At 69.3% G+C, this 13,201-nt stretch carries 14 protein-coding genes; 2 read left to right on the forward strand and 12 right to left on the reverse strand.

Annotation, left to right across the window (positions count from 1 at the left end; all coding sequences use genetic code 11):
* Nucleotides 1-57: 57 nt before the first annotated feature.
* Nucleotides 58-537, forward strand: coding sequence for a VOC family protein (locus ACYVKR_RS17660; protein ID WP_460482346.1), 480 nt, complete (start codon nt 58-60; stop codon nt 535-537).
* Between the two features lie 6 nt (nt 538-543).
* Here the strand turns inward: ACYVKR_RS17660 and ACYVKR_RS17665 are convergent, their stop codons facing one another.
* Together ACYVKR_RS17665 and ACYVKR_RS17670 are read right to left on the reverse strand one after the other, a co-directional pair.
* A complete protein-coding gene (locus ACYVKR_RS17665) occupies nt 544-1,761 on the reverse strand; it encodes an MFS transporter (RefSeq protein WP_460482265.1) in 1,218 nt (405 codons plus the stop codon).
* Between the two features lie 107 nt (nt 1,762-1,868).
* Entirely contained in the window at nt 1,869-2,756 is an 888-nt protein-coding gene (locus ACYVKR_RS17670; RefSeq protein ID WP_460482266.1) for a LysR family transcriptional regulator, read from the reverse strand.
* A 73-nt stretch (nt 2,757-2,829) separates the two neighbouring features.
* Here ACYVKR_RS17670 and ACYVKR_RS17675 point away from each other — a divergent pair, with 73 nt between their 5' ends.
* Nucleotides 2,830-3,000 carry a hypothetical protein gene (locus ACYVKR_RS17675; protein ID WP_460482267.1) on the forward strand — a complete coding sequence of 57 codons (171 nt, stop codon included), beginning with the start codon at nt 2,830-2,832 and terminating at the stop codon, nt 2,998-3,000.
* Here the strand turns inward: ACYVKR_RS17675 and ACYVKR_RS17680 are convergent.
* From ACYVKR_RS17680 to ACYVKR_RS17725, 10 genes are all read right to left on the reverse strand, one after another.
* Nucleotides 2,963-4,522 carry a PepSY domain-containing protein gene (locus tag ACYVKR_RS17680; protein WP_460482268.1) on the reverse strand — a complete coding sequence of 520 codons (1,560 nt, stop codon included), beginning with the start codon at nt 4,520-4,522 and terminating at the stop codon, nt 2,963-2,965. The genes ACYVKR_RS17675 and ACYVKR_RS17680 overlap by 38 nt on opposite strands.
* Before the next feature lie 8 nt (nt 4,523-4,530).
* The gene (locus tag ACYVKR_RS17685; protein ID WP_460482269.1) at nt 4,531-6,687 is read right to left on the reverse strand and encodes a TonB-dependent receptor; all 2,157 of its coding nucleotides are present in this window, start codon (nt 6,685-6,687) and stop codon (nt 4,531-4,533) included.
* Nucleotides 6,688-6,779: 92 nt separating this feature from the next.
* Complete coding sequence (locus ACYVKR_RS17690) at nt 6,780-7,148, reverse strand: DUF2946 family protein (protein WP_460482270.1); 369 nt, start codon at nt 7,146-7,148, stop codon at nt 6,780-6,782.
* A gap of 76 nt (nt 7,149-7,224) precedes the next feature.
* Entirely contained in the window at nt 7,225-7,863 is a 639-nt protein-coding gene (locus ACYVKR_RS17695) for a sugar phosphate isomerase family (protein WP_460482271.1), read from the reverse strand.
* Nucleotides 7,864-7,873: 10 nt separating this feature from the next.
* Nucleotides 7,874-8,569 carry a sugar phosphate isomerase family gene (locus ACYVKR_RS17700; RefSeq protein ID WP_460482272.1) on the reverse strand — a complete coding sequence of 232 codons (696 nt, stop codon included), beginning with the start codon at nt 8,567-8,569 and terminating at the stop codon, nt 7,874-7,876.
* A 194-nt stretch (nt 8,570-8,763) separates the two neighbouring features.
* Nucleotides 8,764-9,726: a tripartite tricarboxylate transporter substrate binding protein gene (locus ACYVKR_RS17705; RefSeq protein WP_460482273.1), complete on the reverse strand. Its 963-nt coding sequence runs from the start codon at nt 9,724-9,726 to the stop codon at nt 8,764-8,766.
* Between the two features lie 25 nt (nt 9,727-9,751).
* Nucleotides 9,752-10,108, reverse strand: coding sequence for a Zn-ribbon domain-containing OB-fold protein (locus tag ACYVKR_RS17710; protein WP_460482274.1), 357 nt, complete (start codon nt 10,106-10,108; stop codon nt 9,752-9,754).
* A 3-nt stretch (nt 10,109-10,111) separates the two neighbouring features.
* Nucleotides 10,112-11,233 carry a thiolase family protein gene (locus ACYVKR_RS17715; RefSeq protein WP_460482275.1) on the reverse strand — a complete coding sequence of 374 codons (1,122 nt, stop codon included), beginning with the start codon at nt 11,231-11,233 and terminating at the stop codon, nt 10,112-10,114.
* 9 nt (nt 11,234-11,242) lie between these two features.
* The gene (locus ACYVKR_RS17720; RefSeq protein WP_460482276.1) at nt 11,243-12,016 is read right to left on the reverse strand and encodes an enoyl-CoA hydratase/isomerase family protein; all 774 of its coding nucleotides are present in this window, start codon (nt 12,014-12,016) and stop codon (nt 11,243-11,245) included.
* An 8-nt stretch (nt 12,017-12,024) separates the two neighbouring features.
* A complete protein-coding gene (locus ACYVKR_RS17725; protein WP_460482277.1) occupies nt 12,025-13,194 on the reverse strand; it encodes an acyl-CoA dehydrogenase family protein in 1,170 nt (389 codons plus the stop codon).
* Nucleotides 13,195-13,201 lie beyond the last annotated feature (7 nt).

Consider the following 13,201-nt stretch of genomic DNA (forward strand, 5'->3'; position numbering starts at 1 on the left):
GCGGTGGCAATGGGCCCAGACTGGGCGCTGCATCCACCACCATTCTGGAGAACGCGCATGATCAGCAAGAACACGATTTGCCTCTGGTTCGACGGCACGGCGCTGGACGCCGCGCAGTTCTATGCCCGGACGTTTCCGGACAGCGCGGTCCAGGCCGTCCACCACGCGCCGGGCGACTATCCCGCCGGCAAGCAGGGCGACGTGCTGATGGTGGAGTTCACCGTCATCGGCATTCCCTGCCTGGGGCTGAACGGCGGCCCGGGCGTGCAGCACAACGAGGCCTTCTCGTTCCAGGTAGCGACCGACGACCAGGCCGAGACCGACCGGCTGTGGGACGCCATCGTCGGCAACGGCGGCCGGGAAAATGCCTGCGGCTGGTGCCAGGACCGGTGGGGCATCTCGTGGCAGATCACTCCGCGCGCGCTCATGGAGGCCGTCACCGGCCCCGATCCGGCGGCAGCCCAGCGTGCCTTCAACGCGATGATGCAGATGACCAGGATCGACGTCGCGGCCATCGAGGCGGCGCGGCGGGGCTGACGAGCTTCAGCCCGGGCTTTCGCGGCGCGGGGTGGGAATCCAGCGCGCCAGCACCGCCGCCGCCGCGAAGGCAATGAGGCCCGTGGTGGCGATGCCCGCCGCCAGCGACAGGCTGCCCGCCAGCAGGGACAGCAGCGCCGGCCCGCACGAGGAGCCTATGTCCGACATCAGCCGCCACACGCCCAAGAAATGGGCCCGCCCATGCCGCGGCGAATGGTCCGCGCCCAGCGTCATGATCATCCCAGAGCCGATGCCGTTGCCGAAGCCTATGGCGAGTGCGGCGGCCAGCAGCGTGGCGAAGCCCGTGGTCAGCGGCATCAGCAGCATCGCCGCGCCCATGATGAGCATCGACGGCACCGCCACCCACCGGCGGCCCTTGTGGTCCATCAGCTTGCCGGCGGGGTAGAACACCAGCATGTCGATGCCGCCGGCCAGGCCGTAGACCAGTGATGCCACGGCGGGCGCCAGGGCCAGGTGGTCGGCCCACAGCGGTATGACCACCTGACGCGAGGCCCGCACCGCGCTGACCAGCAGCACGCCCACGCCCAGCGTGAGGAACACCCGGCGGTGGTCGCGCAGCGTCGACAGGATGGTCGTGGCGGCCGGCGGCGTCTGGCCGGGCGCGGGTTCCGGCGGTGGCAGGTCCGGCACGCGCACGGCGATGGCCGCCGCGCACAGCACGCCTGCGATCCCGACCGCGAAGGCCGCCGACAGGCCGAACGCATGCACTGCCCAGGCGCCCAGGAAGGGGCCGATGAACATGCCGATGCGCATCACGCCGCCCAGCGTGGACAGCGCCCGCGCGCGGTAGGCGATGGGCACGGCCTCCGTCATGTAGCTCTGGCGCGCCAGGTTGTAGACCGCCTGCGACATGCCGACCATGAGGCAGCCGGCCGCGAACGGCAGCAACTGCGAGGTGAACACGCACAGCGCCATGCCCAGGCCGCTCCATAGCCCGGCGGCCACGATGGCCCAGCGCTCGCCCCAGCGCATGGTGATCAGCGACGCGGGAATGTTGTTGAGCAGCGAGCCGATGCTGATGAGGCCGACGACCAGCGCCGCCATCGGCACGGAGGCGCCCAGCTCGCGTGCCATCAGCGGAATGATCGGCAGGATGGCGCCTTCGCCCAGCCCGAAAAGCAGCGAAGGGCCAAAGGCCGGGATGGCGATGCGCCAGAGGGAGAAGTCGGTGGAGGATGCAGGCGTGGCGGAAGAGGACGGCATGCGTGGAATGGGGGCTCGGAGGCAGGCTGCCCCAGGGCGGGGCAGGGGCCATTATCCGCCTGGGGCCCGTGGGCCGCTGGCACCTGGGCAACACCCCGCGGGCGTGCTCAGCTCGCGAACTCGGCCAGCACCTGCAGCACGCTGGCCATGGCCGGATTGGGCGCGGGCGTATGCCGGTGCGCCACCGCCATGGGGCGCATCAGCGTGGGGTGCAGCGGGCGTATCTGCACGCCGGGCGAATGCTGCTGGTCCTCCACCTCTTCGAGCGGCAGCAGGGCCGCGCTCTGGCTGGCCGCGGCCAGGCTCTTGAGCGCGCCGGGGTAGCTCAGCGTGAGGAAGGGGCGCGGGTGGAAGCCCGCCTGCCCGAACCAGGCCGAGATCAGCCCGTGCATCTGCGTGGCCGGTGCGAACGAGGCCCAGCGGCGGGCCGCCAGCCATTCGGGCGTCACCTGCTCGGGCGCCTGCCAGGCGGCGGGCAGCAGCGCCACCATCGGGTCGTTGCGCCAGGGCGTGAGGCGGATGTCCGCCGCGGCCGGCTGCGGGCTGGCGACGATGGCGATGTCGAGCGTGCCGGCCTTCAGGCGCAGCATGGCGTCGGCCGAGCCCACGGCCTCCAGCCGGACCTCCACACCCGGGCTGCGCCGGCCCAGTGCTTCCAGCATCATGGGCAGCAGCCGGGTGCTGACGCCGGCCGAGACACCGACGCGCACCAGCCCTTCGAGTCCGGTGGCGCGGCGGCGCACCAGTTCGATCAGGTCGTCGCTGGCTGCCAGCAGCTTGCGGCCCTCCTGCACCAGCGCCTCGCCGGCTGGCGTCAGCTCGGCCTGGCGCCGGCCGCGCACCACCAACTCGGCGCGCAGGCGCGATTCCAGCTCCTTGATGTGCAGGCTGACGGTGGGCGGCGCCAGGTGCAGCGCCTGCGCCGCCGCGGCGAAGGTGCCCAGGTCCGCGATGGCGATCAGCGTCTGCAATTGGTCGAGGTTGAGGTTACGCATCAGGATTTCTGAATTTTTCGTTCATGGAATTCAACTTTACAGATGGTAGGCCGAAAGCGAGCATGGCGAAACCATGTCCCATGAAATCCCTCTTGCCCCCACCACCGAACCGCCAACCGATGCCGCACCGCCAGCCGTGCAGGCCGGCCCGCTGCGGCGCTGGCTGCGCAGCGTGGCCGCCCTGCTGGATCGGGCCGAGCAGCGCGTCACCGAGAACTTCCGGGTGCCGCCGGGCGGCGGTTGAGCCGGATCAGCTGCGTCTTGCGCGCCAGCGACAGCCCCAGCCGCCGGTAGCCCAGCACGACGCTTGTGACGGCCAGCGCCAAGGCCCCCAGGCTCAGCGCCACCAGGGCGGCGTTGCGCCAGAAGGCCTGCCGCAGCATCCACGACAGATCCCAGCTGTGCAGGAAGTTGAACAGCCACCGGCCCCGGCGCTGCGCCGTATCGGCACTGAGCACCAGGTCGCCCGAATGGGGGCTGAGGTAGGCGATGGTGCGCCCCGGGTCGTCGAACTGCACGCGCAGCACCGGGAGTTCGCGTGGCGCGCCGCCATACATCGATGCTGAGCCCCGTCGGTAGTAGTAGGCGTCGTGGCGGTTCAGCAGGCTGGCCGAACGGATGCCATCGGGCAGCAGGCGACGCGCGGCTTGCGCCAGCCGGTCCGGCTCCAGCGTGGGCTGTACCCGGTAGTGGCCGTCGTGCCCGGTGAGCAGGCGCGAAGCGCCGCCCTGGTCCAGCGCCAGCAGGTAGGGCTCGCCGCCCAGCACCTTCCACTCCAGCTCGCGCGCCGCAAAGCCTTCGGCCTCCAGCAGCGCCAGCGCTGCCCCCGGGCTGAGCGCCGGCCGCACCGAGCCCGGCACGCCCTGCCGGTAGGCGGCCGGGTCGGGGCGGGCGCCGGCGGGGCTGAAGATGCCCAGCGGGTTCATCGACATCAGGCCGCTGAAGATCCAGGCCAGCAGCACCCCGCCGAAGACCAGGCCGGTGATGTGGTGCCAGCGCATCTGGAACTCGCGGTAGGGGCTGTGCGAGCCTGACTTGTAGCGGCCCGCGAAGCGCCAGCGCCAGATGCCCACCAGGCCGCCGGCTAGCGTAGAGAACGTACCCAGCGCCGACAGGCCGATGACCAGCCAGCTCCACACCGCGTCCTTCGACCCGTCGCGGAACATGTACACCCAGTGCAGCCATGCGCCCACATAATTCCAGTAGCGCTGGGTGCGCGGCACGTCCATGACCACCTCGCCCGTGGCGGACGAGACATAGAGCAGGGAGGCCTGCGGGTCGTCCATCCGCACCCGGATCAGCGGCCGGTGCGTGTCGAGCAGGCCCGAGTGCGTCCAGCGGTCGTCCTGCCTCAGCCCCAGCACCGTGCCCCGGTATCCCGGCAGGAAGGATGCGACGCTGCGCAGCGCCGCCGACCCATCCGCCGGCGGCATGCGGGCGCCCGAGAGGGCGTCCACCACGAACAGGCTGCCATCGGCCTCCTGCAGCCGGTAGCGGGGGCTGCCGGAGATGCTCGTGAGCGTGATCTGCCGCACGGCGCGCGGCGCTTGGCTGTGGCGCAGCGCGGCCTCGGGCGGCACGCAGCAGGCCGTGGCCGACAGCGGCGGCAGCGCGCCCAGGCGCTCGGTCGGCAGCAGCTTGGGGTAGCCCACGAACAGCATGACCACGCCGCTCAGCACCCACAGTGCCATCAGCAGGCAGGCGGCCACGCCGGTCCAGCGGTGCAGCAGGAACACCAGCCGCCTGGCTTGCGAAACCATTGCCATGGCCGGCCTCAGAAGCGGTGGTGCAGGCTCAGCTCCACGCGCCGGCCTTCGCCCACCAGCCACTGGGTGGTGGTGTAGTAGGCGGTGCTGAAGTAGTGCTTGTCGAAGACGTTGAAGCCGCGCAGCGCCACCGTGGTGTCCGCCGTTGCCTTCCATTGCAGCGCCAGGTCGGCCGTGGTGTAGGCGGGGAGCTTGAGCGTGTTCGCGTTGTCGGCGTAGCGCCTGCCCACATGGCGCAGGCCGGCGGAGAGCGTCCAGCCGGGCTGGAACGTCCAGCCCGCCCAGAGGTTGGCCACGCGCTCGGGCACATCGGTGGGCACGTTGCCGTTGCGCGAGACGGCGATGCCGCCCACCGGCTCGCTGAAGTCGTCGTACCGCGCCCGCAGCAGTGCGAGGTTGGCATCGATCTGCACGGTCTTTGCAGGCCGCATCGACAGCGTGCCCTCCAGGCCCCGGGACGAGCGCTTGCCCACCTGGACGCGCAGCGCGGGGTTGGCCGGGTCGCGCGTCAGCAAGTTGCTCTTTGCGATGGAGTAGGCCGCCAGTGTCCAGTCGCCCTGGCCATCCCAGAACGACTGCTTGACGCCGACCTCGAACTGCCGGCCGGTGGAGGCATCGAAGGCGGCGTTCGCGGCCGACAGCATCAGCAGGCCGCCCACCGGGTCGGCGGCCCGCGAGGCCTGGGCATACAGCGAGAGGTCGGGCTGGGGCTGGTAGACCACGCCCAGGCGCCAGCCGGTGTTGGAGTAGCGGCGCTCGAAGGCCTGGGCACCGGCCACCAGGTCCTGGCGCGACAGCGTCGCCCGGTCCAGCCGCGCGCCGGCCACGATGGACCAGCGCTGCGTCAGCTCCAGCCGGTCCTCGGCGAACAGCGCGTACTGCCGGGCCTGGTTGCGGTAGCGCGGGATGAAGGGAATGTCGCTGTGGTAGCTGCCGGGCTGCGGGTCGTACGGGTCCACCGAGCCAGAGCTGCCGGTGTAGGTATTGTTGCTGTGCTGCAGCGAGGCGCGGTTGACGTCGAAACCCAGCGACACCTGGTTGGCGTGGCCCCAGAGGCTGCCGAAGAAGGTGACATCCGTGGTGTTGCCCGTCTGGGTCTGGTCGTGGCCGATCTCGGTGTTGCCCGAGCGGTCGATCAGGCCCGTGGCCGGATTGAAGGCGTAGGACTCGGCATTGCGCCAGTAGCGGTCGCTGCCGATGTGGTAGAGCTTGCTGCGTACCACCACTTGGCTGCCCGGCGCCCACACCGCGGCCAGCTCGGTCCAGCGGTCGCGGTAGCGGAGGGCGCTGTCGGCGACGTTGTAGTTGCGCTTGCGCAGCGCTGGATCCTGTGCGCCATTGACCAGCGGCGTGCCGAAGTAGCGCATGGGCTCCTGCAGGCCCTGCGCATGTGAGAGCTGGAGGTTGAAGTCCGGCGCCACATCCCAGCGCAGCGCGCCCGAGAAAGCCCGGCTGCTGGAGTCGCCGCGGTCCACCCAGCCATCGGCGCGCTCGCCGCTGGCATCGATCCGGTACGACCACTGGTCGCCGAGCGCGCCGCCGCTGCCGAAGGCCAGCGCCCGTTTGCCTTGGCTGCCCACCGTGGCTTGGACCTCGCTGCGGATAGGACCGCGCGTGGGCTTCTTTGGTATGACGTTGACGACGCCTCCGATGGCGCCATCGCCATGGATCACCGAAGCCGGGCCACGCAATACCTCGATGCGCTCGACGGACCAGGTGTCGAACGGAAAGCTCACGCCCACGCCGCCATACTGGCGCGTGCCGTCGTACAGGCGCATCACCGAGGTGGTGTCGGTGAAGCCGCGGGCCGACAGCGAGCTGCCGCTGTTGCCCGGATGGCCCAGGCTGGTGATGCCCGTGGTGCGGGTGATGGCCTCGACCAGCGAACGGTCGCCGCGGTCTTCGAGTTGCTGGCGGCTCAGCACCTCGACACTGGCCGGGGTGTCCCGCAGGCTCAGATCGAGATTGTTGCCGGTGCTGGCGGAGCGCTCCAGCGGGCGGGTGTCGCTGGAGCGGACGGTCACTGCCTCCAGCGTGGCGGTGGGTTGGGCCTCGGCCCAGCCGGATTGGCCGAACCAGGCCAGGGGCAGCAGCCACGGCAGGGTGGCGGGCAAGGAAGGGCGTGCGGCGCCTGGCGGCGTCGCTGTGGAACGTAGACGGAACATGAAAACTCTGCGTGCAAGTGGCATCAGCCGGGCACGACAAGGCCCGGTGCGATGGCGCGCAGGCCGGCCTGGAGGGACGGCTGCGCGGTGACCTACAAGAGAGCGGGTGGGCCCCGGGGCGGAAGCGGCGCCCCCACCAGCGCGGCAATGCGCGCGGAGACCACGGGATGCAGCGCCAATCCCAGCGGTTGGGGCTGGGTTGCCTGCACCACAGGGGCGCAGGGCGGCGGCGTGACCGCCAGGCACAAGGGGCAGTCCAGCGAATGGTGCGGGCCCGGCGCGGCCTGGTCGGCATCATCGAGCACCACCACCTGCATGTCGCCATTGGCTGTGCAGACCACGTCCATGATCTGGGGGTGGGGATGCACGATGGGCGCGGCCACGGCGATGCCCAACGTCAACAGGAACCACGCCAGTACCAGGCGGGCCTGCAGCATCAGGGACTTGCGCGGCGTTTGCATGGCCGGGGATTATGGCATTGGTGTGCGGGGGCGAGAGCGAGCGGCGAAGCGGCCTGCCATCACAGCGACAGCTGGATTAATGCAGCGGCTGCCCCACCATCGCCTGCAACTCATCCAGCGTCAGGCCCTCGACCACGCTGAGCAGCTGCAGGCCCTGGCCGGTGACGGCAAAGGTGGCCAGGTCGGTGTAGATGCGCTTGACGCAGCCGATGCCGGTGAGCGGGTAGCTGCAGCGCTCCACGATCTTGGAGGCACCCTGCCGGGTCAGCAGGCCCATCATCACCCAGGTCTGCCTGGCACCCACCGCCAGATCCATGGCGCCACCCACCGCCGGAATGGCGCCGGGCTCGCCGGTGCTCCAGTTGGCCAGGTCGCCGTTGGTGGCGACCTGGAAGGCGCCCAGCACGCACACGTCCAGGTGGCCGCCGCGCATCATGGCGAAGCTGTCGGCATGGTGGAAGAAGCAGCCGCCCGACAGCAGCGTGACGGGCTGCTTGCCGGCGTTGATCAGGTCCCAGTCCTCCTCGCCCCCGGCCGGCGCCGGGCCCATGCCCAGGATGCCGTTTTCGGACTGCAACACGACTTCGCGGCCTGCAGGGATGTGGTTGGCCACCAGGGTGGGCTGGCCGATGCCCAGGTTCACATAGGCGCCGTCGGGGATGTCCCGGGCAACCAGGGCGGCCAGTTGGTCTTTGCTGCGTTTTTGGTAGCTCATGCTTGCTTCCTCAGGCCTGGGTGGCGCTGCGCGCGACCCGGACCACCTTGCTGACGAAGACGCCGGGGGTGACCACGGCCTCGGGGTCCAGCGTGCCCAGCTCGGCGATGTCGTACACCGAGGCGACGGTGAGCCTGGCCGCCATGGCCATCACGGGGCCGAAGTTGCGGGCGGCCTTGCGGTACACCAGGTTGCCCCAGCGGTCACCGGCTTCGGCCTTGACCAGCGCGACGTCGCCATGCAGGGGGCGCTCGAACACATACTGCCGGCCATCGATCTCGCGGGTTTCCTTGGGGCTGCCATCGGCGTTCCGGGCCAGCTCGGTGCCATAGCCGGTGGGCGTGAAGAACCCGCCGATGCCGGCGCCAGCGGCGCGGCAGCGCTCGGCCAGGTTGCCTTGGGGTACGAGTTCGAGCTCGACCTTGCCGGCGCGGTACAGGGTCTCGAACACATGGCCTTCGGCCACGCGCGGAAAGCTGCAGATCACCTTGCGCACGCGACCCGACTTGAGCAGCGTGGCCACGCCTTCGTCGCCGGCGCCGGCGTTGTTGGTCACCAGGGTCAGGTCCCTGGCGCCCTGCTCGATGAGACCGTGGATGAGCTCGTTGGGGATGCCGGAGGAGCCAAAGCCGCCGATCAGCACGGTGGCGCCGTCCTTCACGCCGGCCAGCGCTTCGGCCGCCGAGTTTGCGATCTTGTCAATCATGGGGGAGTGGGGGTTATATCGCGTACCAGGCGCGGTATTGTTCGCGCCATCGTTGCGGAACCAGGCGCTGCGGTGGCAGTCGCGCTGGGGCGGGCTGCAGCGGCCTCGCCGCGGCACAGGGTGGCGCCTCCGGGGGCGTGCCTGCTTCGGCAGAGGCGGTTGCCTGGACTACACCAAGGGACGGTGGCATGTCACTACTGCGCTGCATGGGGCGCCTTCTGTTCGGCATCAATGAGCTGCTTCAACTCCTGCGCGGTCTGCAGCGTCACCCGTTGGTAGTCTTGCAGCGAGCCTGGAAACTCCTCCAGCGAAATGCTTTCCCGTGATTTCTTCAGCTCCGCCGAGCCGGTTGCTTTCGCGGCCAGGCGCTGCACCTGCTGCTTGATGCTCTCGGGGGTGTCGCTACGGACGGCGATTCCGTAGAAACTGTAGAACTCCAGGTCCCTGAAACCCAACTGGCTGAACGGCCTGATACCCGGGAGGAATTTGCTTTCCTCTGCCGACGTGATGGCCAGCAGCTTGATTTTCTTGTTGTCCTTCTGCGCATGCGCCAGGCCGACGGTGGCGAAGTAGGCGTCGATCTCGCCGGCCATGACGGCCGTCACGCCTTCCATCCCGCCCTTGTAGGGCACCATGCGGGCGCGGACGTCCAGCTGTTGCGCCACGCGCCTGCTCATGACGGTATAGCTGTTCATTCCCGTGCCCAGCGAGCCGATGGTCAGGTCGCCTTTCCTGGCGGCATACGCCTTGAGGTCGTCCAGGCTGTTGATGTGGTTCTGCGCGGGCACGATGAGTACGAATGGGGTCTGCGCCAGCGGGGCGATGACTTCGAAATCCCGGAATTCATAGCGCAGCTTCGGATTGGTCAGCTTGGTTGCCAGCAGCTCGCCGGTCTGGAACAGCAGGGCGTGGCCATCGGCGGCCATGTTCTTCATCGCCAGCGCGGCGATGGCGCCGCCTCCGCCCGGCTTGTTCTCCACCACGACCGAGCCCCCGGCCTCGCGGCCGAATTCGGCCGCAAAGGCCCGCGCCATGCTGTCGGTGGATGCCCCGGGCGGGTAGGGCACGATCAGCCTGACGGGCTTGCCGGGAAAGGTCTGGCCGCTAGCGGCCGAACCAAGCACCAGGGGGAGGCATGCCAGCAGGGCCAGCGGCAATGAATTTTTCATGGGAATGGACCGGTCAGATGATGGCAAAGCGGTGGATTTCCCGGCCTTGGGGCTGGTATCTCACCTTGGCGCCGACGCGCAGCTCGCCGGACTCCGCGTCGATGTTCGATATGAGCCGCGGACCTTCATCCAGCTGGATGATCGCCACGTTGTACGGCAATCGATCCTTGAAGTCGGGGTGGTAGGCGACGTGGTAGACCACCCAGCTCTTGATGACACCTTCTCCGCAAGCGGTGCGCCAGGTCCAGCCATCGCTCAGGCAGACCGGGCAGTGCTCGCGCGCGGGCAGCCAGCGGTGGCCGCAGCGGCAGGACTGGTACTGGAGCTGCCCCGCCGTCAGGCCGGCCAGGTGGGTTTCTCGAATTCCCATGGTTCATCCTCCGAGGATCAGCGTGGAATGGGTGTGCATCGTGCCGCCCTGGTTGCTCACCAAGCTGAAGCGCGCATCCTTCACCTGGAGCGTGGCCGTCCCCCGGACCTGGCGCACCCCTTCGTGGATGAGCTGCATGCCCGGCATGCCCGTCTCGGACAGCAGTCCGCCGGCGGTATTGACGGGCAGCCTGCCCCCGGCCTCGATCTGTCCATCGCGCACGAAATGCTGGACCTCGCCCTTGCGGCAGAAGCCATAGTCCTCCAGCGTCATCAGCACGGTGATGGTGAAGCAGTCGTAGATCTGCGCGACATCGATGTCGGCCGGCTTCAGCCCCGCCATCTCGAAGGCCAGCTGCCCCGAGCGCCTGGCCTCCGTGCTGGTGAGGGAGTCGCGCAGCTGGACGTCGTACGAGGTTTGCCCACCCCCGACGCCCAGGATGGGCACGGCCTGCGGCACCTGCAGCGCCCGGGCGCGCTTGGCGCTCATGATGACCACGGCGCCGCCGCCGTCGGAGACCAGGCAGCAGTCGTCCCGCCGCAGCGGCTGCACCACCCAAGGCGACTGCAGGTAGTCGTCCAGGCCGATGGGCTTTCTGAGCTGCGCGCGCTCGTTGGCCGCCCCATGCCTGCGCGCGGCCATGGCCACGGCGGCGAACGCCTCCGGCGGCGTGCCGAACTCGGCCACATGCGCCTGGTGGATCATCGCGTAGCCCGCGGCCGTGGAGAACCAGCCATAGACGGCATCGTCGCCCCGCGGCCGCGCGTAGGCCGCGCGGGAGCCGCTCCTGGGGTTGTCGGCGTAGGTCACCAGCGCCACCTCGCACTGCCCGGTCTCGATGGCCATCATGGCCATGTCTATCAGGGTGATGTTGGCGGCTCCGCCCTGGTCCCAGGCACCGCCCCAGCGCGGCTGGACTCCCATGGCCTCTGAGAGCTTCTGCGCATACAGGATCTCCTTGGCGGAGGTCGGCACCTTGACGAACAGGCCATCCACGGCGGATTTGTCGATGCCCGCATCTGCGAGCGCCGCCCGGCAGGCCTGCACGTTGAGGCTGATGGTGTCGAGCCCCAGCGTGCCGAACGCCGTATGGCCGATGCCCGCGATCACATATTTGCCACGCATGGAGCCTCCTTACCGGGCCTGGAACCGGGCGGGCCGCTTCTCGCGGAATGCCAGGGCGCCTTCGCGTGCGTCGTCTGTGGCCGACAGCATGCGGTTGGTGAACTGCTCGAGCCGCAGGCCGGCGGTCAGCCCCATCTCGGGTGCCTTGACCGCCAGCTCCTTGGTCGCCTGGACCGCCAGCGGTGCATTGGCCGCAATCCGCCGGGCGCAGGCCAGGGCCTCGTCCAGCAGCCGCTCTGGCGGCACCACATGGTTGACCAAGCCCCAGCGCTGGGCCGTTGCCGCATCCATGGAGTCGCCGGTGAGCAGGACCTCCATCGCAATGGCGTAGGGCAGCTGGGCTGCGCAGCGCTGCGTGCCGCCGTTGCCGGCGATGATGCCGCGCTTGACCTCGGCCAGAGAGAACGTGGCGTGCGGCACCGCGAAGCGGATGTCCGTGGCCAGCATGAGGGTCATCCCCCCGCCGATGCAGTAGCCGTTGATGGCGGCGATCACCGGCTTCCAGATCTCCAGCCCGCGGTTCAGCAACTGGTCCTTCTGCGTCATCCAGTGTTCTGCGACGGACCTCTCCTGCCCGATGTAGCTTTTCAGGTCGGCGCCCGTGCTGAACGACCGGGTGCCCGCCCCGGTGATCATGGCCACCCGGATCTCGGGGTCGTCACGCACGCGTTCCCAGGCCCTGGACAGCAACTGGTAGTGCTCCAGGTCGAATGCGTTGAGCCGTTCCGGACGGTTGATGGTGATCAAGGCGACGCCTTGATCGACAGCCAGGTCAATGGACATGCATCACCTCACGCGTTGCCGGCATTGATCAGCTCGCGTGCGAGCACCATGCGATGGACCTCGGACGGCCCTTCGCCGATGCGCTTGATGCGCATCTCGCGGTACCAGCGCTCCAGCGGCAGCTCCTTGGACACGCCCATGGCTCCCAGGATCTGGATACAGCGGTCCACGACGCGTCCCGCGGTCTCGGTGGCTACGACCTTGGCAATCGACGATTCGGTCTTGAAGTTCAGGCCCGCGTCGCCGCGCCGGGCTGCTTCGTGCACCAGCAGGCGCGCCGCTCGCAGTTCCATATCACTGTCGGCGATCATCCACTGGATGGCTTGTTTGTCCGCGAGCTTCGAGCGGAAGACCTCCCGCTCGCGCGCCCAATCGATGGCGATCTGCAGCGCGGCCTGCCCGATCCCTATCGTTCCGGCCGCATAGGGTATCCGGCCCTCGACTAGCCATTTCTCGCACAGCGCAAAGCCTTGCCCTTCCTCCCCCAGCCGGTGCTCGACAGGCACCTCGACGTCGTTGAAGACGACCTCGTACGGCGAGTACGAGCGGATGACGGGAATCTCGCGGCACTCCATGCCCTTGGGCCGGCCGTCGATGATGAAGCAGGTGATGCCGCCGCGCTGCCCTTGCTCCCCGGTGCGGGCAAACACCAGGCCCCAGCTGGCGGTGGCCGCGCCGGTGATCCACATCTTCGCGCCGTTGAGCACGTAGCGGTCGCCCTTCAGCACGGCGCGCGTCCGGATCGAGCGGGCCGGGTCCGAGCCGCCCGAGGCCTCGCTGATGGCCACGAAGGCCTTGCGCCCCTCGCGGATCGCCGGGATCGCGAAGCGCTCGATCTGCTCGCGGGTGCCCAGCAGCACGGGGGCCGGCGGATTGGAGCCCGTGGCGCCGCAGGCGGGGATGTAGGCACCCATGCGGCACTTGGCCGTCTCCTCGGCCACCACCGCCGCGGCCAGCAGGCTCAGCCCGCCGCCGCCCAGCTCCGTGGGCGAGCGCGCGGCCCAGAGCCCCATGGCCTTGGCCTTGTCGCGCAGCGGCTCCAGCAGATGCGCGGGCAGTTCAAAGGCGTCATGCGGGACCTGGTCTTCTGCGGCCTTGACGTCGCGCTGCATGAAGCGCCGGGTGGTTTCGCGGATCTGGACCAACTCATCGGGGAGTCCTGCGTCGTGTTCAAGCATGTGGGGC

The organism is Comamonas humi (assembly GCF_054782535.1).

Coding starts and splice junctions, on each gene's coding strand:
- ACYVKR_RS17715 (WP_460482275.1), bottom strand. CDS start 11,233: ATGCGTGGCAAATATGTGATCGCGGGCATCGGCCATACGGCGTTCGGC.
- ACYVKR_RS17700 (WP_460482272.1), bottom strand. CDS start 8,569: ATGATTGACAAGATCGCAAACTCGGCGGCCGAAGCGCTGGCCGGCGTG.
- ACYVKR_RS17665 (WP_460482265.1), bottom strand. CDS start 1,761: ATGCCGTCCTCTTCCGCCACGCCTGCATCCTCCACCGACTTCTCCCTC.
- ACYVKR_RS17720 (WP_460482276.1), bottom strand. CDS start 12,016: ATGTCCATTGACCTGGCTGTCGATCAAGGCGTCGCCTTGATCACCATC.
- ACYVKR_RS17710 (WP_460482274.1), bottom strand. CDS start 10,108: ATGGGAATTCGAGAAACCCACCTGGCCGGCCTGACGGCGGGGCAGCTC.
- ACYVKR_RS17680 (WP_460482268.1), bottom strand. CDS start 4,522: ATGGCAATGGTTTCGCAAGCCAGGCGGCTGGTGTTCCTGCTGCACCGC.
- ACYVKR_RS17725 (WP_460482277.1), bottom strand. CDS start 13,194: ATGCTTGAACACGACGCAGGACTCCCCGATGAGTTGGTCCAGATCCGC.
- ACYVKR_RS17695 (WP_460482271.1), bottom strand. CDS start 7,863: ATGAGCTACCAAAAACGCAGCAAAGACCAACTGGCCGCCCTGGTTGCC.
- ACYVKR_RS17670 (WP_460482266.1), bottom strand. CDS start 2,756: ATGCGTAACCTCAACCTCGACCAATTGCAGACGCTGATCGCCATCGCG.
- ACYVKR_RS17660 (WP_460482346.1), top strand. CDS start 58: ATGATCAGCAAGAACACGATTTGCCTCTGGTTCGACGGCACGGCGCTG.
- ACYVKR_RS17690 (WP_460482270.1), bottom strand. CDS start 7,148: ATGCAAACGCCGCGCAAGTCCCTGATGCTGCAGGCCCGCCTGGTACTG.
- ACYVKR_RS17685 (WP_460482269.1), bottom strand. CDS start 6,687: ATGTTCCGTCTACGTTCCACAGCGACGCCGCCAGGCGCCGCACGCCCT.
- ACYVKR_RS17675 (WP_460482267.1), top strand. CDS start 2,830: ATGTCCCATGAAATCCCTCTTGCCCCCACCACCGAACCGCCAACCGAT.